General features: G+C 42.8%; 18 protein-coding genes. 11 read left to right on the top strand and 7 right to left on the bottom strand.

Annotation, left to right across the window (positions count from 1 at the left end):
* The first annotated feature begins 13 nt into the window (after positions 1-13).
* Positions 14-2,524 (top strand): TonB-dependent receptor, encoded by a 2,511-nt coding sequence (locus ACYX4N_RS07550; RefSeq protein ID WP_476056147.1) that lies wholly within the window; start codon positions 14-16, stop codon positions 2,522-2,524.
* Positions 2,525-2,641: 117 nt separating this feature from the next.
* Here ACYX4N_RS07550 and ACYX4N_RS07555 read toward each other — a convergent pair whose 3' ends face one another.
* Positions 2,642-3,355 carry a hypothetical protein gene (locus tag ACYX4N_RS07555; RefSeq protein ID WP_476056148.1) on the bottom strand — a complete coding sequence of 238 codons (714 nt, stop codon included), beginning with the start codon at positions 3,353-3,355 and terminating at the stop codon, positions 2,642-2,644.
* 156 nt (positions 3,356-3,511) lie between these two features.
* The gene (locus ACYX4N_RS07560; protein WP_269917480.1) at positions 3,512-5,761 is read right to left on the bottom strand and encodes an acyl-CoA dehydrogenase; all 2,250 of its coding nucleotides are present in this window, start codon (positions 5,759-5,761) and stop codon (positions 3,512-3,514) included.
* Between the two features lie 260 nt (positions 5,762-6,021).
* Here ACYX4N_RS07560 and ACYX4N_RS07565 point away from each other — a divergent pair, with 260 nt between their 5' ends.
* From ACYX4N_RS07565 to ACYX4N_RS07595, 7 genes are all read left to right on the top strand, one after another.
* Entirely contained in the window at positions 6,022-8,316 is a 2,295-nt protein-coding gene (locus tag ACYX4N_RS07565; protein WP_474805586.1) for an efflux RND transporter permease subunit, read from the top strand.
* 1 nt (position 8,317) lies between these two features.
* Positions 8,318-9,112, top strand: a complete 795-nt coding sequence (locus ACYX4N_RS07570) for an outer membrane lipoprotein-sorting protein (protein WP_474805588.1) — start codon at positions 8,318-8,320, stop codon at positions 9,110-9,112.
* Entirely contained in the window at positions 9,109-10,293 is a 1,185-nt protein-coding gene (locus tag ACYX4N_RS07575) for a hypothetical protein (protein WP_476056149.1), read from the top strand. The genes ACYX4N_RS07570 and ACYX4N_RS07575 overlap by 4 nt, the downstream gene beginning before the upstream one ends.
* Positions 10,294-10,306: 13 nt before the next feature.
* Positions 10,307-10,837, top strand: a complete 531-nt coding sequence (locus tag ACYX4N_RS07580) for a porin family protein (protein WP_476056150.1) — start codon at positions 10,307-10,309, stop codon at positions 10,835-10,837.
* Positions 10,838-10,908: 71 nt separating this feature from the next.
* Positions 10,909-11,166, top strand: a complete 258-nt coding sequence (locus ACYX4N_RS07585) for a DUF3081 family protein (RefSeq protein WP_474805594.1) — start codon at positions 10,909-10,911, stop codon at positions 11,164-11,166.
* Between the two features lie 225 nt (positions 11,167-11,391).
* A complete protein-coding gene (gene lpxL / locus ACYX4N_RS07590) occupies positions 11,392-12,327 on the top strand; it encodes an LpxL/LpxP family Kdo(2)-lipid IV(A) lauroyl/palmitoleoyl acyltransferase (RefSeq protein WP_269917475.1) in 936 nt (311 codons plus the stop codon).
* Positions 12,328-12,627: 300 nt separating this feature from the next.
* Positions 12,628-13,245, top strand: a complete 618-nt coding sequence (locus ACYX4N_RS07595) for a TcpQ domain-containing protein (RefSeq protein ID WP_474805596.1) — start codon at positions 12,628-12,630, stop codon at positions 13,243-13,245.
* Positions 13,246-13,257: 12 nt separating this feature from the next.
* Here ACYX4N_RS07595 and glnE read toward each other — a convergent pair whose 3' ends face one another.
* Entirely contained in the window at positions 13,258-16,170 is a 2,913-nt protein-coding gene (gene glnE, locus ACYX4N_RS07600; protein WP_474805598.1) for a bifunctional [glutamate--ammonia ligase]-adenylyl-L-tyrosine phosphorylase/[glutamate--ammonia-ligase] adenylyltransferase, read from the bottom strand.
* Positions 16,171-16,443: 273 nt separating this feature from the next.
* Here glnE and ACYX4N_RS07605 point away from each other — a divergent pair, with 273 nt between their 5' ends.
* Positions 16,444-17,349 carry a DUF350 domain-containing protein gene (locus ACYX4N_RS07605; RefSeq protein ID WP_269917472.1) on the top strand — a complete coding sequence of 302 codons (906 nt, stop codon included), beginning with the start codon at positions 16,444-16,446 and terminating at the stop codon, positions 17,347-17,349.
* A 100-nt stretch (positions 17,350-17,449) separates the two neighbouring features.
* Here ACYX4N_RS07605 and ACYX4N_RS07610 read toward each other — a convergent pair whose 3' ends face one another.
* The gene (locus tag ACYX4N_RS07610) at positions 17,450-17,797 is read right to left on the bottom strand and encodes a GIY-YIG nuclease family protein (protein ID WP_476056151.1); all 348 of its coding nucleotides are present in this window, start codon (positions 17,795-17,797) and stop codon (positions 17,450-17,452) included.
* A gap of 31 nt (positions 17,798-17,828) precedes the next feature.
* Here ACYX4N_RS07610 and hldE point away from each other — a divergent pair, with 31 nt between their 5' ends.
* Together hldE and ACYX4N_RS07620 are read left to right on the top strand one after the other, a co-directional pair.
* Entirely contained in the window at positions 17,829-19,259 is a 1,431-nt protein-coding gene (gene hldE / locus ACYX4N_RS07615; protein WP_474805602.1) for a bifunctional D-glycero-beta-D-manno-heptose-7-phosphate kinase/D-glycero-beta-D-manno-heptose 1-phosphate adenylyltransferase HldE, read from the top strand.
* Positions 19,260-19,415: 156 nt separating this feature from the next.
* Complete coding sequence (locus ACYX4N_RS07620) at positions 19,416-20,480, top strand: XrtA/PEP-CTERM system-associated ATPase (RefSeq protein WP_474805604.1); 1,065 nt, start codon at positions 19,416-19,418, stop codon at positions 20,478-20,480.
* Between the two features lie 208 nt (positions 20,481-20,688).
* Here the strand turns inward: ACYX4N_RS07620 and ACYX4N_RS07625 are convergent, their stop codons facing one another.
* The 3 genes from ACYX4N_RS07625 to ACYX4N_RS07635 are packed head-to-tail and all read right to left on the bottom strand — an operon-like array spanning position 20,689 to position 24,804.
* A complete protein-coding gene (locus ACYX4N_RS07625; RefSeq protein ID WP_476056152.1) occupies positions 20,689-22,362 on the bottom strand; it encodes a porin family protein in 1,674 nt (557 codons plus the stop codon).
* The gene (locus ACYX4N_RS07630) at positions 22,331-23,236 is read right to left on the bottom strand and encodes an XrtA-associated tyrosine autokinase (protein ID WP_474805608.1); all 906 of its coding nucleotides are present in this window, start codon (positions 23,234-23,236) and stop codon (positions 22,331-22,333) included. Before ACYX4N_RS07630 ends, ACYX4N_RS07625 begins: the two co-directional genes overlap by 32 nt.
* Entirely contained in the window at positions 23,236-24,804 is a 1,569-nt protein-coding gene (locus ACYX4N_RS07635; RefSeq protein ID WP_474805610.1) for an XrtA system polysaccharide chain length determinant, read from the bottom strand. The genes ACYX4N_RS07630 and ACYX4N_RS07635 overlap by 1 nt, the downstream gene beginning before the upstream one ends.

Below are 24,804 nucleotides of genomic sequence, written 5' to 3' on the forward strand. Positions count from 1 at the left end.
GCCGGAGAAAAACATGAAAAAACATCACACACTCAACGCACTGACTCTTGCCGTTTGCACAGCGCTTTCTGGAGCGGCTGTCGCTCAAGAAGCTGCGACATCGGACGCTGACAAAAAGTCGAAAGAAAAGTTTGAACAAATCGTTGTGACTGCTGCACCTGGTGGCGCAACTATGCAAGAAGCAAGTGTTTCTGTAAGCGCGTTTGACGAGGAAGACATTCTTAAACTTGCACCACGTTCTACCGCTGAGGTTTTCCGTGCGCTGCCTGGTATTCGTGCTGAATCATCTGGTGGTGGCGGTAATGCAAACATAACTATTCGTGGTATTCCACTTGCTACAGGTGGCTCAAAGTTCTTGCAACTACATGAAGATGGCCTACCTGTGTTGGAATACGGTGACATCAACTTCGGTAATGCAGACAACTTTTTACGCTACGACTGGTCTGTAGCTAATGTAGAAGCTGTACGTGGTGGTTCAGCGTCGACTTTTGCAAGTAACTCGCCTGGCGGTGTAATCAATATGATCAGTAACACAGGTGAAGTAGCTGGTGGTGCTATCGGTACATCATTCGGTGTTGACTATGAAGAGTTTCGTTTAGATTTCCGCTACGGTGGCGAAATCACTGATGACCTATATTACCATATTGCGGGTTTCGCTCGTGGCGGTGAAGGTCCTCGTGAAACTGGTTACAATGGTGACCAAGGCGGTCAGGTTAAATTTAATATCACGAAGATGCTAGACAACGGTCACATTCGTTTCTTCTACAAGAACTTAGATGACAAAGTGTCGACGTATCTTCCTTCACCAGTACTAGTTAAAGGTGATGGCGAATATGGCCCAGTTCCAGGCTACGATGCGAGCTCGCAAGCACTGAATTCAGCTTACAACACGAATATTTCTACTTTCGACAGTTTCGGTAACCCAGAAAACCGTGATGTTCGCGACGGTATCGAGTCAAAAGTAAACTCATTTGGCGTAGAAGTTGACCTTGAAGTAGCTGAGAATTTGTTCCTATTAAACAAATTCCGTATTTCTGATATCTCTGGTGGCTTTATCGCACCATTCACGGATGGTTTCCCAGCAGGCCCAGGTGATGTTTCAAACTTTGCTTCAGCACTTTGTGACGGCGCGACAGATGGTGATGGCAATGCATTGAACTGTGATAGCACAAGCGTAGTTCTAGCCAATGGCCCAGGTGCAGGTGAAGTATATTCGGGTCAAGCATTCACGAACCTTCAGTTCGACACGCGCATCAATGATCTTGGCAACATGATCAACGATTTCAGCTTGCGTAAAGAGTTTGATAACGGTATCGACCTAACAGTAGGTTACTACTACTCAAATCAAGACATCGCTACAAGCTGGTCAAGCTGGCAGACGTTTATTCAAACACTTGATGGTGACAATTCTCAGTTGCTTACCATTACAGATGCAGACGGTGTTGAGCTTGTGTCTGATGGTTTACTATCGGCAAGCTTCCTTTCTTGGGAGTGGGACCTTAACTATGTGACTAAAGCACCCTACATGAACGTTGGCTTCGAGTTATCGGACAACATTCTCATTGATGCGTCGGTACGTCACGATACCACTGAAGCATCTGGCGAGCTTATTAGTTCTTGCTGTGGTGGTAATGCTGATTTCGACCTAAACGGTAACGGTGTAATTGAGCAAATTGAAGATGCTTCTGCAGTTAACAGCGGATTCATCAGTGGTGGTGTAATTAACCTAAATCGCGCTGGTGCGGCGTCTCAAATCGTAGATTACAGTGCAAATAACACGTCTTACTCAATTGGTGGCTCATACCTATTGAGCGATAGCCAAACCTTCTTTGCTCGCTACTCAAAAGGTGGCCGTGCGATTGCTGACCGTCTACTTCAGATTGGCGGTACGTTGAATGCTGACGGTAGTTTAACAAGCACTACTTCAGGGTACGACACAACCAAGCAGTTTGAAATCGGTTATAAGTACGGTACAAAAGACCTAATGGTTAACGCCACCTTGTTTGATACTGTTACTGAAGATACGCAAGCAGAAGTAACAAGTGGACTAACATTCATGCGTGAATACGAAGCGACAGGTCTTGAGCTTGAAGGTCGTTGGAATGCAACGGATAACTTTGTGATGTCAGGTAACCTTACATGGACTGACGCTGAGATTAGTGATGACGTTAACAACCCAGCATTAGAGGGCAATACGCCTCGCCGTCAGGCAGACTGGATTTGGACGATTACGCCTGAGTACGTTACAGATTACTGGTCTGTTGGCGCTTCACTACAAGGTTCAACTGAGTACTATGTTCAAGATAACAACGACCTTAAGCAAGAAGGTTATACGCTAGTAAATCTTTTCGCTACCTACTGGGTTAACGATCAATTCTCAGTGTCACTGAGCATGAATAATGCAACTGATGAGTTCATCATTACTGAGTCAGAAGAAGGTTCTGCAGAAGTGGGAAGTTATGTTCGAGCGCGCCCTCTGAACGGTCGTACAACAGTACTTTCACTTAAGTATATGTTTGACTAAAGCTAGGTAAGTTAACGCGCAATATAAAGAGATTTTGCCTAGGTAGGATATATAGCACGTTAAATTTCAAAGTCTTAAGGCGCCCACTTCATACAGACGTGGGCGTTTTTATTTGTATCATTTGTTGTTATTCTTTTTTAGTTCGAGTTGTTTGGCTATAGCGCCGGAAAGATGGTCTAATAAATGGGCGTGTTTTTTATGGATAACATGCACTAACTCGTGCTCTACAAGCGGGATATATTCTATTCCTGATTGCTCAAAAATAGCTTTTTCTGAATAGTCACTGGGTAAAATTGCGTAATCAAACCTGCCATTTAATAATAAATTGATGACATGATTAAAGTCATCGAACTCGAAGATATTAGCGCTAAGTTCATCTGGGTTCACATGCATATTGAAGAAAAAACGCGTGGTCACGGCTATTGCTTTATCTGGGGCTTGAATCACGCTTTTATCGCACTGTGCCCCTCTAATACACAGCAAAAAAGATGCACCATGGGAAAGAGCTGGTGGAACAATAATAATATTGTTGTCAGGCTGTGAGACGACGTCATAACGAATAACATCTGCATCCGTCATTCCTTCATTTAAAAGTCGAAGCCCTCGTTCACCACCAACTTTTTCAAATGTAACTTCTATACCAATATCACGATAAGCGCGTTGTATTAACGGTTTATAGAAAGCAGACACGCGAGGGTGGTTGAGTTCGCCTACGATGAAATTTTGTCCATTATCATGAGCTAAGGTACAAAACGGCAAAGATAACGATAAAACTAAAAAGAAAAAGAGAGAGGAAACGCTTTTATTTATTAAAACTAGCGCCTTTATCACAGCACAGATCCTTTCGTTAAGAGATGAGGTTAACTAAAGGATAGAGCACGAATTAAACAATGGAAAGAGAGCGAGCCAGTGATTTGAGTAAATACAAAAAAGCCCTGTCACTAAAAGTGGCAGGGCTTTTTATCAATATTACTGCACGGTTACGTTTTACGCAGCGTTCTGACCGCCATCAATCGCTTTAAGCGTTTGCGACGCTGGAACAAGCTCCATATCGAACGTGTATTCGTCTACACGAACTGCTAGCTTACGCTTCTCGTTGTAGTCGTGAAGCTTAGCTGCTTCATCAGCAGTTACCACACCTTTTTCTTGAAGCTTGTTAAGCGCGTGTTCAAAAGAGATGAACGGCACTACAGGCTCTTTGCGAAGTGCTTTTTGCACTTTACCAAGAAGGTGCGCTACTGCGTGTTTCGCTTTAAACGCTTGCTCGTTAATGTCGTTACCATCACCAGGGCTAACACGTACAAGGTGCGTAAGCTGGTCTTTCACGCTGTTATCTTGCATAGACGCAATTGATAGCTCACGTACTAAGTCGTCGCTAATACCCGCTACACTGTTTGTATAGGTATTGGTAAGAAGGCGCATTAGACCGCGTGTTGCTGTATTCGGGAAATTGTTGATGAAGTTAACAATTGCCTGATCAGCTTGTTGTAGAGACCATTGCATAGCGTACTCAAAGTACGGAAGTGCAAGCTTTCTATCTTCAATGCGCTGCTCGTAAAAACGAATTGCTGCCATTGCGCCGTATAGGTAGCTCATAACGTCACCTAGACGGGCTGATAAAAGCTCAGCTTTCTTAAGGTCACCGCCTAGTACCGCAAGCGATAGGTCAGCAAGTGGCGCTAGTTTTGCTGAGATGCTGTTCACACGCTTCTCGTACTTACGAACTTCTGGCAATGCCGACTCACTCTCACGTAGGAAAGGAAGGTAGCCCTTACCTAAGCTGCGGAACGCATTTTTAACACTGAAGCCTACAGTTTTACGAAGTACCTTGTTGAACTCTGCATCCGCTGAACTTTCGTTGCTGTGGATTAGGTCAACCATGTCTTTCAGGTAAGGGTGACAACGCATTGCACCTTGACCAAAGATCATTAGGTTACGAGTAAGAATGTTCGCGCCTTCAACCGTGATTGCAATTGGAAGTGCAGCATAACCGCCCGCCAATGTATTTTGAGGGCCACGTTGAATCGCCTTACCCGCCTGGATATCCATCGCAGAGTTCATAACGTCACGACCTAGCTCAGTCATGTGGTATTTAGCAATTGCTGTCACTACCGATGGCTTAACGCCTAGACCAAGACCTTCAGTTGTTAGAACACGCATCGCTTCAAGTAAGAATGTCTTACCCGCGATGTCAGCCATTTTTTCTTGAATACCTTCGAAGCGACCGATTGGAAGACCAAACTGCTCACGTACGAATGAATACTCTACTGTGCCTTTGAATGCAGATTGTGCTGTAGCCACACCCATTGCCGGAAGTGAAATACCACGACCTGCACCTAGACAGCTAACTAGCATCTGCCAGCCACGACCGATGTTCTTTTGACCACCAATGATAAAGTCCATAGGAATGAACACGTCTTGACCACGAGTAGTACCGTTGTAGAAACGTACGCCCATTGGGTCGTGACGGTTACCTAGCTCAACACCTGGGTGCGACTTAGGAAGAAGGGCACACGTAATGCCTAGCTCTAGTTTGTCGCCAAGTAGTTGGTCTGGGTCAAATACTTTAAATGCAAGACCAAGTACAGTTGCAATTGGCGCAAGCGTAATATAGCGCTTGTCCCAGCTTACACGAAGACCAAGAACTTCTTCACCGTTGTATTCGCCTTTAGTAACGATAGCTGCATCAGGAATAGCACCTGCATCTGAACCTGCTTCTGGGCTGGTTAGCGCGAAACAAGGAATGTCGCGACCATCCGCAAGGCGAGGTAGCCAATAGTCTTGCTGCTCGTTTGTGCCGTAGTGCATTAGAAGCTCACCCGGGCCTAACGAGTTAGGTACCATCACAGTTACCGCAATTGCACCGCTTTTCGCCGCGATTGTTGCAACAATAGTCGAGTTTGCATAAGGACTGAATTCAAGACCACCAAATTTCTTTGGAATGATCATAGAGAAGAAACGGTTCTTACCAAGGAAGTCTAAAACTTCTTGAGGAATGTGCTTACCGTTACCAAGCTCGAAATCATCGATCATATTTAATAATTCAGCTACTGGACCGTCCATGAATGCTTGTTCATCCGCACTCAGTTTTGCCTGAGGGATATCACGCAATGCCTGCATGTCAGGCTTACCCTGATAAATAGAGGATTCAATCCATACGTCACCCGCGTCTAGGGCTTCTTGCTCTGTGACTGAAATTGGGGGTAGTACTTTTTTTAAGCTAGTTCTGATACTCATAATAACTCATCCGCTCATCTGACCAGTTGTTTTAGATAATACTACACCTTATTCACAAAAGATCAAAAAAAATCGCTAATCTTAACGTTAATAAGTGTTAATGTTGCGGTTTATCATATATTTATCAGATAAACCGCTACGTGTTGCATCAACAAAATATACGTAGGTGCGGTTATTTTTGATGATTAAATTTTTGTGTGGGTTATGTTAATTGCTGTTTTCAATGTAAAATTTCGTTATACAAAATCAAGGATACTGTGATGAGTCACACACCTAGCAGCGCGCCAGTAGCAATAAGATTCCCTGTCATAACGCTAATTTTAGTCCTAGCGGTCACAGCCATTTCTCTTATCGGAGCTCAAAACTTATATTTCCGTGGGGACTATAAGGTATTTTTCGAATCTGACGATCCACAACGGCTTGCATTTGAAGAAATGCAGAACATTTTCAATAAAAGCGAAAATGTTGCATTTATGGTTGTGCCTAGCGACGGTCAAGTACTGAAGCCGTCCACGCTTACGCTAGTAAACGAATTAACAGAAGCTGCATGGCAACTACCTTTGTCTACAAGGGTTGAATCTATATCTAATTATCAAAATACCTTCGATGACGATGGCGATTTAATTGTTGAAGATTTAATTACTGCAGAGAAGCTCTCTAGAGAAGGTATTGCGAACATCGCTCAAGTACTTTCTCGCAGTCCAGAAGTCTTCGGTCGACTCATATCAAGAACAACAGATGTTACCGTTATCGATACGACAATTCAGCTACCTGATGGCGATCAAACCCAGCAAGTAATTGAAATAGCCGAAGCTGCAAAACAAATAAAATCTCACTTTGAGAGTAAATATCCCGACCATGACATTTACTTAAATGGCATGGTGATAATGAACGATGCGTTCGCCGTGGCTGCACAGCAAGATGCCGAAACATTAATACCCTTAATGTTTTTGTTAATTTTTATCGCGATTGCTTTGATCGTAAAGTCACTTTGGGCCGCGGTATTCACATTAGTGGTAGTGATTTTTTCCGTAGCGATTACTGTAGGTCTGACAGGCTGGCTTGGAGTTTATTTAAGCACTGCCACTGTAAATGCACCGACTATGATTACAACGCTTGCTGTTGCAGACTGTATTCATATCATAGTTGGAGTGAAGTACTACCTAAACCAAGGCTTCACTAATAAAGATGCTATTAGAAAGAGTATTGAGGTAAATAAAAAGCCTATATTCATTACCAGTATAACTACTGCTATAGGGTTTGTTATGCTAAATTTTTCTGCTGTACCGGTTCTTTCCCACTTAGGCAATATGACAGCGGTTGGTGTAATGCTGGCTTGTGTCTTTTCACTCACGGTATTACCGTCACTTCTAACCCTGCGACCTCTCAAGCCGTCTGTTTCGGTAAATAATTCAGTATTCTCGAAGTGGGCAACCTTAGTTAATCGGCACCATCGGATATTGCTGCCTATTTCGCTCCTCGTCATTGTGGTAATTAGCCTATTTGCTACAAATAATGTTTTAAACGATGTTGCGGTTAAATATTTCGATGAACGTAGTGCGTTTAGGCAAGCTGTAGAAGTAAACGAAGATAAGCTTGGTGGAATGTCAAATATTGACTTCGTAATTTACACGGACCAATCATACGGTGTCACAGACCCTGTCTTTTTAGCGCAGATAGAGGAGTTTTCTAAATGGTTACGGGCGCGAAGTGAAGTTAACCACGTTTTAACTTTTACTGATACGCTTAAACGCTTGAACCGAAACATGAATGGCGATGACCAAAGCTTTAATGTAATACCCGCCGACGGCGAGCTCGCATCCCAGTATTTATTATTATATGAAATGTCTCTGCCATTTGGGTTAGACCTTGGTAACCAAATTGATATAGATAAGTCAGCACTTCGAATAATTGCACTTACTAAAAACTTGGGAAGTCGCGATATAACGACGCTTGAGAGAGAGGCAAAAGATTATTTTGCGAGTCTGTCGGACGATTATAGAATTGAAGCGGCAAGCCCACCGTTGATGTTTGCCCACATCGGTGAGCGAAATATGAAAAACATGGTGTGGGGAAGTGTTTTCGCACTTGTCTTAATTTCCATACTCATTTTATTTGCTTTGAGGTCGATAAAGCTTGGTGGCATAAGTTTAATTACAAACCTACTGCCTGCCGCGATAGGATTTGGAGTATGGGGAATTATCTCAGGTGAAATAAATATGGCACTCTCTGTCGTTATAAGTATGACGATGGGAATAATAGTTGATGATACCGTTCACTTTTTGACGAAATATCAGACCGCTAGAGAGCAAGGTTTAAACGCAAAAGAAAGTGTCGTTTATGCCTTTGAAACTGTCGGAATGGCTTTAACGACGACTACAATTGTCCTTACCTTAGGGTTTGCCGTGTTAGCATCATCAAGCTTTGTCTTAAATGCACATATGGGGATGCTGACAATCATTATTATCGTAGCCGCATTAATTGTTGATTTTATCTTCCTGCCTGCGTTGCTTGCATGGCTAGAGGACACTAGAACGGCCCAGAAGGAGTCTTAATATGAATTTTCTCTCGCGAATAGTGTTGATTGCAACATTAGGTTGTACCGCTAGCTACGGTTTAGCTTCAGAGATAAAGGGTGATGAAAAGGCCATCGCTATAGCAAAGGAACGCAAGGCTAGGGATACTGGTTGGGGCGCTAACGAGGCAAAAGTTCTCATGCTTTTGAAAAACTCGCAGGGAAAAGAAGCGACGAGAAAACTTGAAGTTAAGTCTCTGGAAGTAAAAAATGACGGAGATAAAGCACTTACCGTTTTTGAGTCTCCTAGAGATGTAAAGGGGACGGCATTTTTAAGTTTCTCGCATGCGCTTGAAGCTGATGAACAATGGATATTCTTGCCAGCGTTGAAGCGTGTAAAGCGTATATCATCGCAAAGCAAAAGCGGCCCTTTCGTAGGTAGTGAGTTTGCATTTGAAGATATGACATCGTACGAAGTGGAAAAGTTTTCGTACACATTCTTGGGAGAAGAAGAAATAAACGGGGAGGCCTGTTTCGTTTTAAAGCAGGTTCCAGAATATGATTTTTCAGGATACTCTTATCAAAAAGTTTGGATAGATAAATCACATTATCGTGTTCAGAAAGTTGAGTTTTTTGACCGTAAAGAGTCGTTGTTAAAAACGCTTTATTTGTCTGATTACAAACAATACAAAAACAAATTTTGGCGTCCTATGAAAAGCTTGATGCGAAATGTACAAACTAAAAAGTCGACGTCTTTGATTACCGAAGAATTAACTTTCGACACAGATTTACAAGAAAGTGACTTCGACAAAAACAGATTAAAGAGAGTTCGATGATTAGAAAAGCGGTTGCACTGTTACTAATTATTAACTTTACCTCTTTCGCCAATTCTGCAGAATTCACCGGCTCTGCAGGCCTTGATTTGCGTTATTATTTGCAGGATTCGTTGTATCCGCAGCAAGAGCGTACGTATGCTTCAGCGTATCTCTCTCCCGAAATCTATGCTGAGTTCAACGATGGCCAAGATACGCTGATTTTCAATCCTTTTTATCGTGTGGATGAGCACGATAGTGAACGCACACATGGCGATATTAGAGAATTGCAGTGGGCGCATTACAGAGATACTTGGGAAACTAAGGTTGGCATAGGTAAGGTGTTTTGGGGGCAAACTGAGTCTGTGCACCTCGTGGACATTATCAACCAAACCGATTCGGTAGAGTCTGTAGATGGTGAAGCCAAGTTAGGCCAACCAATGGTGAACGTTTCATATTTTACGGAGTATGGGAATTTTTCAGTTTTCGTTTTGCCCTATTTCCGCGAGCGAACGTTTCAAAGTACTGAGGGAAGGCTTCGCCCGCCATTGGCGATTTCAGATGCTATTTACGAATCATCAAGTGAAGAGAGTAACCTTGATTACGCACTTAGGTGGCAATCTTCGATTGATGACTGGGAAGTAGGGCTTTCGTATTTTTCTGGTACCACAAGGGAGCCTGAATTAATTACGCAAATTTCCGATTCAGGAGAACTGTCCATAAACCCATATTATGCTCAGATAGAACAAGTAGGTGTAGATCTACTTAAGGTTAGCGGAGCATGGCTACTCAAACTGGAAAGTATTTACAGACAAGGGCAGTCTGAAGACTTTGCGGCACTGGTTACGGGGTTCGAGTACACTCAGGAAGGTGTATTTGGCAGCAGGTATGGGCTCGGTTATTTAGCAGAATATCAATATGATGAGCGGGACGATAATTTTTTTGCTATAGCTCAGAACGATATGATGCTTGGTTTGCGAATTATGGCTAACGATATTGCCGGTAGTGAAATACTTGTGGGGTTCGTAAAAGACTTAGATGCTACGTCAACGTACTCTGCCTATATCGAAGCAAGTAGTAGATTGTCAGCGAACTGGCGATGGTCGTTAGATGGGTATTTTTTCTCATCTGACGACCAAGATGACCCCTTCTTTTTCTTAAGAAGAGATGACCATATACAATTTTCACTAGAGTACTATTTTTGAGGGAAAAAAATAGATGAATCGTTTTCTATGGATGCTTGGTGCGGTGACGCTTGGAGTTTCTCAAGCGAATGCTGCACCTAAAACTTACGGATTAGCTACGGTAGCTTATAACGACTTCGAAACATCAACCACAAGCGAAAGCGAATTTGCTTATAGCCTCGCCTTTGGTAAACAAATACATAGGCAGTGGTACGCAGAAGCTGGCTATATCAGTCTTTTAGATTATGCAAAAAATGAGAACGAAAATAAAGGCGATGCCCTCTATCTCGCGCTCCTAGGTAAGGCAAGTGGTGGTACAGGGGAGTTATTCTACAAACTGGGTATTGCTAAAGTAGATGTGGATATTTCTTCAGAGTGTTCTGACGCTGGGGTTGTTACGCAATGCCGAACTTCGGAAAGCATTGCAGCTGGAATCGCTGGTTTAGGGTTTGACTATTATGTCGGCATTAGATCTATGGTTCGCTTAGAATATGTTCATATGACGGGTGAAGATAGCTTTTCTACAAATATGGTTAACGTCGGTTTCAGATATAACTTCAATTGATCTTTAGTATTTTAAATCCAAAACCCGCTTGTTGATGTAAAAGTAAGTAAATTCACAACTATGGATTTACAATGAAAAACGAATTAGACAGCAAGTTCTTACTTCAAGTTTTCGATAAGATTCGCCAACATGGTGCCAAAGAAAACGAGCAGTATAAGCTTAACGGGATAACTGCTTTTACTGACCATGACGGGTATACGCTGTACATTGAAGACGTTAACGTGAAGCTCCAGTTTGGTTTTCATAATCAGTATCACTTTGATTATGATTCAAAAGATCAGTACGAATCTTTTGAAAAAAAACTAAAGGAAATTGATAAAGAATACTGATCAAGGCTCCTTTTATTCTTGCTACAGCAAGTTAAAAACAGGCGGTTATGTAAACGCATAGGCAAGGTGGTGATATTTAGCGAATTGTATAATCCTGTCACTGCCTGCTTCATGTCTGTTTTCATCCCTTTTATCCTAAACATTCTATTGGTCAACTGGCCCAATTAGCCCAGCTAAAAACCTTCTGCTACAATGCCGCCCACTTCACTTAATAGGAAAGATACATTGGCGGCGGCAATTAAAGCTCCTAAGTTTAAATTGGCATTCCTTGGCCCTAAGTTCTGGCCCGTTTGGCTGGGTGTTTTTATTCTATACGCTATTACTTGGCTACCTTTACCTGTTATCCGCACTATAGGGGGCGGTGCAGGAAAGCTAATTGCTCTTGTAGTGCCTAAACGAGCGAAAGTTGCAAAACGAAATTTACAGCTTTGGAATCCGTCGTTGTCTGAAAGTGAAATTGAAGCACTTTATAAAGAAAACATACGCAGAACGGGTATGGCACTGTTCGAAACCGCTATGGGGTGGTGGTGGCCTGACTGGCGGGTTAAACGCGCTATTGAAATAGAGGGCACTGAACATGTTGAAGCTGCCCTTGCCGAGGGCAAAGGCGTTTTTGGTATGGCACTACATAATATGAACTTAGAGTTTGCGTGTCGTGGCATTGGTTTTTATCACCCGAGCATTGCCTTTTATAGGAAGCACAATAACCCGTTAGTGGATTACCTTCAGTATCACGGGCGCAACCGCTCCAATAAATACATGATTGATAAACGTAATGCTAAGGCGCTTATTGCAGCACTTGATGATAAAGAACTATGCCTGTATTTGCCTGACCAAGACTACGGCCCTAGACAAAGCATTTTCGTGCCATTTGGTGGCGTAAAAGAGACGGCTACAACAACGGCGACGCTTATGTTTATTAGGCGCACAAACTCTGAGCCTATGATCATAACGTCTCAATACACCAAACGCGGCTATAAGATAAAAATATATCCCCCACTTTCTGAACTTGGCGCAATGGAAGATGCAGAGGCTTTAACCCTCTTGAATCAGCACGTTGATAGCGCCGTGAAAGAGCAACCAGAGAGCTACTTATGGATGCACAAGCGTTTCAAGACTCGCCCTGAGAGTAATCCTGAATCGCTTTATAAATCATTATAAGCGCTAAACTGAAAGCCAATTTAACGAAGAAAGTGCGTGAAGTGATTGAGCGTAATTAGAGCGGGAGATTTGTCAACATTTGGCAGAGTGTTGAGTATTATAACCTGGCAGTAGGTGACTAATACGCATAAACATTGCTTATATCGTGACTGGCCGCAACCTGTTTGCTCTTACAAAAATAGATAAATAGAATAAAGGCGCATTAAAGCCAATTCGTCTAATATAAATAAACAGAGGTTGGTTCGAGCTGCGACAAAAAAGCGTCGAATTTCTTTTAGTTTATTCACAGATTGGTAGGTTATGGGACAGACGAGTTATTCAAGCTCTTCATTTTGGGCAAAGCAAATTGCTATCGCTGTGGTACTTGTTATCGCTGCGGGCGTTTTGATTTATATGTTACAGACACACGAGCAGTCACCCACACCCGCGTCACAGAAAGAAGAGAAGTCTGTATCGAAAGGCCTTAGCGAGTTTTACCGTGACTTTCGTATGTCTTCCACTGACCCATTAGAGGATGAACAGGGTGATTTCGTGCTCGATATTGCCGGAGTAGATCCTAATCTAGACAGCAAGTTAGCAAAGATGTCCAGTCAAACGCGTCCGGTAGAAAAGAACTGGACTGGCGAACACAAGTACCGAACCTTCAAAGAAGGCAACACGCTTCGCGAGGCTATATCACAGTATGCTCAAGCGGAAGGTATGCAGTTAATTTGGAATTTGGAACAAGACTTTGTTATTAAGCATCAATTTCAATTAGACAACACAGTCGCAGGTTCTTTAGCTAAGATCGCAAGCGCCATCGACAGTAGTTTCGAAGGCGAAGTTCAAGCTTATTTATGTGCAGAGCAGCGCTCTTTAGTTGTAACGGCTCATGAAACCGATTTCTTAAAAAATCAATGTCGCCGGGTTCGCGGGTAGCTCGTTACAGGCTCAGTCACTGAGCCTGCCAAATAATGTATCCCAATGCTGCCTCACTTGCTCGCGTATAATATCTAACTCTTCACTTTGATCAGCGTACTTTGTGTCTGCCAGAGTGAGGTGGTGATATTGCTCACGAAGCCGCAAGTAGGCCTTTTGGAGTTTTTGAGCTGTTGGCGTATCAATGATGTTCGCACTGGCTGCAACATCGAAAATTCTAAGATTATCTGGGTACTCAGTCATTGCTTTCACAGTACAAGCGTGTGCTAATACAAGGTATTGCGCAATAAACTCAATGTCAGTAATACCGCCTTCACACTGCTTCAAATCTACTTTTTCATTATTTTTAGCCAGCAGGTGTTCACGCATTTTCATGCGCATTTTGCATACATCTTGAGACAGTGTTTTAGGCTCTCTAGATTGACTGAGAATTGAATGCCTAACCTGCGAAAAGTCATCCAAAAGGGAAGCGTCGCCGCAGATAGCTCTTGCTCTCACCAATGCCTGGTGTTCCCATGTCCAAGCTTCCTCAACTTGATATTTCTCGAAACCGTTTATATGACAGCACAATAGCCCAGCGTTGCCAGAAGGGCGCAAACGTAAGTCAGTTTCGTAAAGCTGACCAAACAATGTTTTAGTATTGAGGAGGTGCATAATGCGTTGGGCCAATTTAATATAAAACTGTTGTGCCTCAATCGATTTTTTGCCGTCTGTACTGCTTGAACGGGGCGCATTGTGTATAAAAACCAAATCTAAATCTGAGCCGTACCCCAGCTCATACCCGCCTAATTTACCGTAGCCAATAACGGCAAAGCCCTTATCATTACCCTCAAGGTGCGAAGGAACGCCGAAGCGCTGTCGCATTTGCATCCATGCTGCGTTAACGACGTGCTCTAAGATAACTTCTGCTAGAACGGTGAGTTTATCGCTTACATTATTAATGGGGAGAGATTCACTAATATCACTGGCAGCGATACGAAGCTGTTGGCAAAGTTTGAACTGCCTAAGTCCATCCATCAACATTTCCACGTCGTCTTGCTCTATACGGAGCATAGTCTCGCGTAGCTCGGTCTGATATTCCTGCTTGCTGGTTCTAATGTCAGTATTCTGCTGTCCTAGATAGAGTGGGGTGAGCAGTTCATCTAACAATAGCGGGAATCGTCTAATTTCCTGGGCTATCCAATCGCTTCTCTCGCAAAGCCTTACCAACTGCTTAAGCACATCCGGGTTTTCAAGCAAAAGATCAAGATACGTTGTGCGGCCTGTAATTGCTTCAATCACGCCTAGTAATCGGCTCAAAACTTGTGCTGTGTAATTAGGGTGCTGCTTAATTAATACGTATAAAATTTCTGGAAGAAGTTTGTTAAGGGTATCTTCTCCTCTTTGACCTATGCGGTAGTTTCGTTGCTTGTCTTTAAAGGCGACGAGAATGGTGTAGATTTGACTACTTTCTTTACCGGAAAGATTGTCACTAAACGTTTCAGTAAACTCATCTTCTTGCAGTGAAAGGCGCCATGCATCTTGGCACGCAATAAAAAGCTGATCTTCGTCTGAATGTGTGTCATGGCATTCCTCAACTAATTCGTTGAAATGACCGTGAATGCGACTCATGACTTCGTCTAAATGAGTTAAAAAGTCGCTATAAGAAGCAAAATCCATAACATCAATCAGCGCATTTTGTTGCCAAGGCTCGTCGGGTAATGTTTGAGTTTGACGGTCTTGGCTTTGCTGTAATGTATGTTCTACTTTTCTTAAGAACAGATAGTCTTGTTTAAGCTGCTTTGTTACTTCGCTTTCTACAATATCTAATTCGCTCAAAACATCTAACGTGTGGAGCAAAGACTTACTTTGTAGCGCTGGCTCACGACCGCCATGGATAAGCTGAAAACTTTGGGCAAAAAACTCGACTTCTCGAATACCGCCAGCACCCAATTTAATATTGTTGCTTAAACTTCGCCTGCGAATTTCGGTAGCGATAAGCTTTTTCATATTGCGCAGCGCATCTAGCGTGGTGAAGTCTAAATAACGCCTAAACGTAAAGGGGTGAAGAATGCCTTTTAACCACTCAGAGTTATCTGAATGATCATCATTAATGACCCGTGCTTTGACCATGGCAAAGCGTTCCCAGTGCCTGCCCTGATCCTGATAGTAGTCCTCAAGTGCAGCGAAATGCATGACTAAGGGGCCGGAATCCCCGAACGGGCGTAAGCGCATATCAACGCGGTAGACCTGCCCATCGTTGGTTACTTTGTTCAGCGCTTGAATAAGCTTTTGGGCTAGCTTGGTAAAAAACTGTTGATGCTCTAGCGCTTTCTTGCCTCCGCTAGTTTCCCCTTTTTCCGGGTAAGCGAATATCAAGTCAATGTCGGACGAAAAGTTAAGTTCTCGCCCACCGAGCTTGCCCATACCAAGAATATACATGTGCATATCTTGGTTGTTGCTCTTCGGAGTTCCATAGCGGTGACCCAAGTGCTGGTAAATCCAATGGTAAGCGCTAGTTATCAGCGCATCCGCCAATGCCGAAACTTGAACGAGTGAATCTTCAATACTCTGTTTATTGAGCACATCTAAGAAGGTGATACGCGCCATTTCTTGATTGCGGTATTCACGAAGGACCTTTAGTAATTCGTCTTCGCTTTTGAGTGTTTCAAGCTTTGTTTTTAATTCAGTGCTGAAGTGAGTAATGGTTGATTCAGACACAGTTAAATCAGACACAGGCTCGACGACTCTGGAAATAAACGCAGGCTTTTGTACCAGTGTTTCAGCTATGAAAGCGGAGCGAGCAAAAGCGCTTAAAAGGGCTTCGCGATGGTTTTCTGCAATGACTTGGTCGGTTTCGGTTAAGGCGGGTGAATCTAGCAACTGCTGCCATAATTTTCCGGCTTGCTCTACGTTTGTCATGCTATTTTCGTTGTCTATTGGCATAATGCTCGCGTCTTAAGAGATAACATCTGTGTAAAATAATGAATACTCACATCTTTATTGCAAGTATTCATAGCCTGCTGAGTTTTACCGCCTTGGTTAATGACGGTGACTTTTTCAGGTCCTTATTAAAATAAATCTGAACAAGTTCGCTGTCATCCTTGTACCAATTTAGCAAGGATAGATACTGATGCCCTTATCGATATCACTACAACGATACCGATTGAAGAATAGCGATCAGGAAGGAACTTTGTATGTTCAAGGAGCAAAGATAACGTGGAAGCCTTACTAAAACTAGTACCTCTAACGCAGGAACTTTTAATTTACCTTGCCATGGATGTGGCAATAGCGTTAGTGCTACTGATGATTATGAAATGGCTGACTGGTGCATTTAGAAAGTACTCAGTAACTGAAGAACTTGGTGTTAAAGATAACTTTGCGTTTGGCATAAGCATTGCCGGGGGCATGTTGTCTTTATGTATTGTACTGAGTTCAGTAGTAGGACGGCATATAGGGGTAGGGTACCAAGAAGCGGCCATTGGCATGGTTACTTTTGGTTTTGTGGGGATCATGCTAGTGAAGTTTGGTCGCTTTGCTCACGATAAGCTGGTACTTAACAAATTAGACACTCACACAATGATTGCTGAAAGAAGCGTTAGCGTTGCACTTGTTGATGCTGCGAGCTTAGTAGCCAGTGCGATAGTACTTCGCAATATTATGATTTGGGTAGACGGTAGCGACATGAACGCGCTGATTGCCATAGTAACGGGCTTTACCGTAGTTCTGACCATGCTGCTAGTAATGACACGAATTTTAGAGTTCAGATACGCACGGGACAATCAAAATGACTCGTTTCAGGGGGCATTAGAAAAAGGCCAGTTAGCGCTCGCTATCGAGCATAGTGGTAATTTGCTTGGCACGGCTATGATAGTTTCAGCAGCGAAAAACTTACTTATCTACAATCCATCAGGCTATGTGAGTAATGTAACGGGATGGTTGATTGTGAGTGTGGGTTTGGCTATCGCACTTCACTTATTGGTTCTGGTGAATAAAAAAATCATACTTTTTGGCATGAACTTCCGCCGAGAAGTGGACCATCAACATAATGTAGGTGTAGCGGCGTTAGGTTTTACGTTAAGCATCGGTAACGCCATGATCATCAATGGTGTTTTAGGTGGTTAGATTAGCAACTTGGAAGCTATTCTCAGTCCTGGTTTTCAAGATACTCTACCTTTAGCGTTATCATGAAATGATATTTGGCGACAAATATGTCGCCAATTACTCAGTCCTCAAACGCTGACTTTACACATGGCAAATCGTTGAGCCGCTTCTTTTGAATAACGCTGTTCTTCTGAGTGCGGCTCATTTGCTTAACCGCATATTCAAGCTTTGCCGCTTGCGCTTTGTCGGCAACTTCAAATACAGCTCTAAAAATTAAAGGAGACTTGCCTTTAAGCGCCTTTGCGCCTCCTTTTAGTATTCCCCTATGCTGGGCAATACGACGTTTAGGATCGGTAGTAATACCCGTATAAATTTGCCCGAGCTTGTTCTCGACCATATAAAGATACCAAAGTGTATTTGCCTTTGGTTGGTGGGTATTGCCTGTCTTGGCTGTTATACTCTGTGCCAATGTACTCAATGTTTAAAAAATTACTCTCAGCATGATATTACCAGATTTTAGTAAAGCAAAAGTGCTTATTGTTGGCGACCTTATGTTAGATCGTTATTGGAGCGGTGGTACAGGGCGTATATCACCCGAGGCGCCTGTGCCAGTAGTGAATGTTAATAGTTCTGAAGACCGAGCTGGTGGTGCCGCGAACGTTGCAGTAAATGTAGCAACGTTAGGTGCAGAGGTAACCCTGCTGGGAATGTGCGGTAAAGACGAAAACGCCAACATATTAAAAGAGCGATTAGAGACTCACGACATTCGCTGTGAGTTCTTTGAAGTTGATGGCTTCGATACTATTACAAAGCTTCGAGTAATGAGCAGAAATCAGCAGCTTCTACGCTTAGATTTTGAGAAGAGCTTCGAGGAGACAGACAAATCAGCATTGGAACTAGCTTTCGATAAGGCGCTAGATAATGCTGACGTTGTTATTCTAAGCGACTACGCAAAAGGTTGTTTGAGCAATCCACAAGCATTAATTGAAAAAGCGCGCAGTAAGAACAAGCGCGTGGTAGTAGATCCTAAGGGCAGTGATTTTGGTAAATACGCTGGTGCCACATTAGTTACACCGAATATGGACGAGCTTCGCGGTATTGTCGGCGAGATAGATAGTGAGCAAGTGTTGGTAGAAAAAGCGCAGTCCTTAAAAGAGTCGTTGAATTTAAGCGCACTTCTTGTAACGCGTTCAGAAGACGGTATGACATTGTTTGATGGTGACAATACCGAATTCCACTTGCCAGCAAAAGCTAAAGAGGTGTACGACGTAACTGGGGCAGGGGATACGGTTGTCTCAACTTTAGCAGTTGCTATAGCCTGTAAGTTACCGCTGCAAGCAGCCTGTGTACTAGCTAATTTAGCAGCAAGCGTTGTGGTTGGAAAACTGGGTACCTCCACTGTAACTAACACAGAGCTAGCATTGGCGTTAGGCGAACAGTCGGTGCATTTAGATGGCGGTGTGATGAGTGAAGATCAGCTTGAAATAGCGCTTCAAGCAGCTAAAGCCCGCGGAGAGCGGATAGTAATGACCAACGGCTGTTTTGATATATTGCACTCTGGTCATGTTGCTTACCTTGAAGAAGCTGCACAGCTTGGTGACCGCTTAATTGTTGCAGTTAACACTGATGCATCTGTGACCAAGCTAAAAGGACCTGGCCGCCCTGTGAATAACGTTAGCAGGCGAATGGCGGTACTAGCAGGCTTAAGCGCAGTGGATTGGGTTGTGCCCTTTGAAGAAGACACACCTCAGCGAGTGATTGCCCGCTTACTACCAGATGTGCTTGTTAAAGGCGGCGACTACAAAATTGAAGAGATTGCAGGTGGCACTGAAGTGCTGGAAAACGGCGGTGAAGTTAAAGTGTTAACTTTTGAAGATGGTGTATCGACTACTGGTATCATCGAGCGCATTACTGAAAATAAGCTGCAATAATCCTTTAGTGGGAGCTATAAAGATAATACTTCGATAACGGCGCGTTGTTGGTTACCATATGGGTTAAAAGCATAGGTAAAGCACAACGCGCTGTTTAAAACCAACTTTACGCCTTGGTTTTGAACACACATTTCTAATGGAATAACGGTAAATAGCATGTACGAAAGTTACTATGGACTTAACTCGAAACCGTTTCAGTTAACCCCGGACCCTGAATTTTTCTTCGCAAGTAAATGGCACAAGCGCGCCATGTCTTACCTGCAGTATGGCCTGTCTCAAGCCGAGGGATTTATTGTTATTACAGGCGGAATTGGTACAGGAAAAACTACCGTAGCAAATAGCCTGCTTGAAGAAATTGAAGATGATATTGCGGCGGCGCAAATCGTTACGCCAAAGCTTTCTCCAGACGAACTGGTGAAAATGGTCGCGTCAAAATTTGATATCCCTACGGAAGGGCGTTCAAAAGCGGATATCCTTAAAGCGTTAGAAATTTTCTTGTATGACCTAAATAAAGCAGGACGCCGTGCTTTATTGCTTGTAGATGAAGCACAAAACCTTCCGTTAGAAACCATCGAAGAGCTTAGAATGCTGAGCAATTTTCAGCTTAACGGCAAGCCACTTATTCAAAGTTTCTTACTAGGGCAAGAAGAACTCCAGCCAATATTGCGTGCGCCGAATATGGAGCAGTTTAGGCAGCGTATTGTGGCGTCGTGCCATCTTGCACCACTTTCTTTAGAAGAGTGTAAAGAATATATCGAATACCGTTTGCATCACGCCGGATGGAACGGGTCTGCCTTATTTAGCGACGAGGCGTTAGAACGCATTCATATGTTCTCCCGCGGCATACCTCGTAAAATTAATACCCTTATGGATAGGATAATGCTTTATGGCTTTCTTGAAGAGCTAGAGAGCTTCAATGCTGATGCGGTAAACGAGGTTATTGAAGAAGTAAAAGCTGAAATGTTCGAGCCAGATAAAACCGGCGCGGAAGTCACCGAACATATGGGGTTTGCTGACCACCCCGAAAGCCAGACTATTATGACGCCGAAAGGCAATGTTGTTCGCGATACCAAATATTACTTGGATATGTTAGCTGAGTTGGTTGACGCTTTGGATGACGCAATTTCACAGAAAGTGAAAATGACCCAGTACGTAGATAAGCTTATGAAGAAGAAGTTTAAGACGTATGTGCGGTTAAAGAGTGATGACAAGAAAGAGTGATGGTTAGCATAGCTACTAGAGAGTATTTGTAACCTTACCGACGTAACTGAATCGCTAAAGCTAAGTTTATTCAGCCAAGTCATTTTAGAAACGCCCTGAATAGGGCGTTTTTTGCTGAACTTTCTCTCAATCAACGCCTTTGAAGAGCTTCCAGCATGTGATTGATGAGGCTCAAGTAGTGCAAGTCGGGTGGTAACACCTTGAACAATTAATCGTATGTATAGGTGACAGAAGCGCTAATACGTCGATCGGTATAGTTGTTACCAAATTGGCCACCAGCGTTTAAATTACCCTCTTGCTCAAGGTATCTAGCATCAATACTTGCCTTTAATCGACGACCGAACTCTCTTTCTAGACCAATAGAGGCGTTCCAGTTGTCACTCTCACCTCTAAAGGTTTCTTCCGCTCCTTGTCCTGTGATATTCGCATAGCTGATGCTGCTAGTAATATTAGTATAGCTACCAATTTTATAGGCTAGGTTAGTACCGAAAGAGTAAGTGCGTCTTAGTCTATCTTCATCTAAATAATCATCTTCAGAGTAGCGCCATGAAAAAGCGAGAGTTACGCGAGAAAAGTCGTAGCCTGCCTGAAAATTCGAACTTTTCCTTAAGATGATATTGTCGTCGAACTCTACGTTTTGAGACGTAAGTTGAACGAGTTGCTCGCCCGCATTTGGCGTATAGCTCAGGCTATTAGGCTGAAAGCAGTCGGCGATAGATGCAGTTGCCGTAGGGCAAACGAATACGCCTAAATTTTCTGGGTCGGCAAGAAGCCTAGAGGTATTAGTTACGTCCTCTGAATAACTAAACGACGTCCGCAAATATTTAGAATTATAGCCAATACTCGCTGAAGCCGATTCCCCGTAAAAACGACGCCCGTATGTGGCAGCTATACGAGTGCGGGGGCTTAATGCCCACTGAATGTCAAAACCAATGAATGTTTCTCCGTCATCGTCTTCGATATCTGAGTCGCTTTTATTTGCTGTTATCGAGATATAACGGTTTTCAGCCTGTCGATAAGTTAAACCTGCACCGTAAGAGTTAAACTCTCTAACTAAGCTATTGGTATCATCTCTGTCAGATATTTGGTTGGCTTCATGCCTTGCAGTTAAACGAAACGCCCAGTCGCCATAAATTCGAGTGTCTATATAACCATCGCCGGTTCTAGATTCAAAATCACCATTGTTCGTCTGGCTACGCTCAGTATTTTGATAAGTGCCGGTCACTGACCATATGAAGTACTTAGCTTTATCACCATTAACTAAGGTACCAGTAAGCTGATAGCTGTCATTGTTTAAAGCATTGTTATTCGTTAAAGAGCGTTCAGATGCTGTGTCTGAGTATGATGCTGTGCCTTGCCCTCTCACCCAATCACCGTGGTCCAAGGTAAGTGTAGATAAAAGCCTGTTAGAGCGCGTTTTTGCTAAACTGTCAGAGTTTGCAATGAAATCACTTAATAGAAAGTTAGCAGAATTAGTATTTTGGTAACTTAAAGCTCCAGCAGCTTGGAATGATAACAGATTTTTGAAAGGTACCCACTGGGCAGAATAGTTGTACTCTGCGTAGTTTTGGCGCTGACTAGTGTCGTCATTGTCGCGTTCAAGATGGGTATAGGTACCAGACCAAAGGCCCTGGAATGTTCGAGTTTGGTATACGGCATTTACCTGAGGTGCTATCGTAAATGTAGTAAGAGAGCGAGTGCCATCATCTTCCGTTTTCACGTTTTGATGAGTGGTGTCGGCTGACGCTAAAGCGCTTACTTCTAATTTAGCCTGTGAGGGTGTGCTTATTGAAACAGAGAAAGCAATAATCGATAGCTTTATTGCTCTCAGTTTATGCACAAAACTATGGTTAATCACTGCGCTCTGAGTAGTAGTACCCATAATATCCACTTCCATCTGTGTCGTGATGAACTGACTTGTTTACAACGAAACCTATTGCCATTTCAGGGTTTAGCCTTTCAACTGCCATTTTAATATCACTTACTTTAGCGCGACCCTCTTCAACTACAACAACCGCTTGTCCAGCAAAGTTGGCTAAAATTGCACTCTCATTTATTCCAATTAACGGTGGTGTATCGAAAATTACCACTCTATCGGGATACCTATTTGCGAACTCATTTACAGTTTCATGCATTTTCTTACTTGCTAGCATTTCGGTTGATAAGTGGTGTGATCTTCCTGCGGGAATTATCTTCAGCTTATCTATATTAGTACCGTAAAGAACATCGGAGATATCGTCAACATCTCCAACAAGGTACTCCATGAGTCCCTTTCGTCGTTCGAGCCCCAACGTGTTCAAAACATTAGGTTTAAGTACATCGGCATCTACTAACAACACAGTCTTGTCCTGCTCTGCAGCGATGCTTAACGCCAAATTTGTAGCCGTAAACGTTTTTCCTTCAGAAGGCCTGCTGCTTGAAACCATTATAATATTTGGGTTATGAAGCGTTTTAGCTAAGTTGCCGAAAGCGTTTGCCAATAGCTTCCTTTTTATTTCTCTGTACTCTTCGTTTATTTGCTTACGCTCACCTGACACAGATATATGTCCATTCGCACTCAGTCTTTGCAAGTCAATTTCGAATATGTCGTTAAATGAAGCGCTTGAAGAGTTGTTCGTAAGAGTTTTGTTTTCAACACTAAATTCGGGGGACGCCTTAGAGCTTGAGTCACTCTCTTTAACACTTGTCGATGATTGATTTTGGTTTTGACTAGCATGCTTTTTCTTCAACAACGCTTTTTCTATCGTATTGGACATTATAAATACCTCGTGACCAAGTTTACGTTCATTGTTTCAGCAGCTACAAGAATGCTATATAAGCCAAGTATTACCATACAAGAACAAGCAAAAATAAAAACTCTAGTTCTATTCTTTTTCTTAATTTGCTCTATGTCGAGATGACTCACTGTACCCCATATCGGATATTCAGAAAGAGATGATAACTGCTTAGGCCGGATCAAAATTGGTGATAATTGACTTAACAATAGAGCCAGCCCTACACCTGCCCCAAAACCGACCAGTAAAACGGCTGTGTACAGGATTAGCCTATTAGGACCAGAGGGAGTGTTTGCTACTAAGGGAGGCTCTATTATTCTAAATTGCAATTCTTCAGAAGAAACTTCGGCGCGTCTTGATAAGTCCGCAGACTCCCGTCGAGAAAGTAACTCTTCATACTTCTTTTTTGTTATTCCGTAATCTCTGTTTAAAGCAGTAGACTCTGCTTCAATCTGAGGAATTAAATCAACTTTCGATTCAAATTCCGCAATTTTAGTTACCAAATCTGTTTCTTTTACTTTTAAAGATGCCACTTCACCTTGTAACTTGCTCATTTCTAGACGAATTTCCTGAGTGAGCTCATTGAGTGGAAGCTGATCTTCCTCATCAACCGAAGCTAAAAATGCGTCTATTTCTTTTTTGCGATAATCTTCTAAGCTTTGTAGTAGCTGTCTAGCTTCCACTACATCAGGGTGCTTATCAGTGAAGCGTAATTGTAGCTTATCTAGCTCTTCCTCGAGGTTTCGAATCCTGTCATCATATCGTGTTTTTAAACTGGACTCTTCTTGACTAGAAACTGAGAAGCTATCCGACGCCGAAGATTTCTTTATTTGGGAGCGGAGCGTGTCTACCTGTTGCTGCGTCTGTTTAATACTTAGCCTAGTAAGTTCAAGTTCTGCATAAAGGTTTTGAAGGCTACTGTAGTAGGTGCCTGACATTGGCAAGATATTATTATATTGTCGTTTGAATTGAGCTAAGCGTTGCTCCGCTTCGGTTAGACGGTTCTCATACTCTGCAATCTGTTCTTCAAGAAAGCGCCCTGCGGTATCAGTATCTCGCCTGTTGTTCCCTAAGGAACCTTCAACAAATAGATCCAAAGTTTCTTGTACAACCCTCTGTGCTACAACAGGGTCTTCATGCGAGAAAGAAATGTTATAAATATTTGTTTTACCAGCTGACTTAAGATCAATTGAAGACGATAACTGTGTAACTAAGTCTTCGAACTCCCGGTCACTGGTTGTAGTAATATCTAGATCGCTTTCTCTTGCAATAATTTCAACGTTAGTGCGGCTCAAAAGGGTACGGGCCATCATCCTAACTTCTTCATCAGGATTAGACTGTATAGCCAAGCCCCGAAGAAGAGGTTGAAGCACTGAACGGGTATCTACATATACTTTTGCGTCAGAATTATATTGGTCGGGAAGGGTAGCCACAATAAAAAAACCAATTGGACATATTAACCATGACGCAATAATCACATATCGCTTTTTAATCCAAATACCCTTAACTAAATCCAATAATTGAATTAAGGTTTGTTGTAAATCCTGCAT

The sequence above is a fragment of the Alteromonas sp. ABH4_452 genome (genome assembly GCF_056311825.1).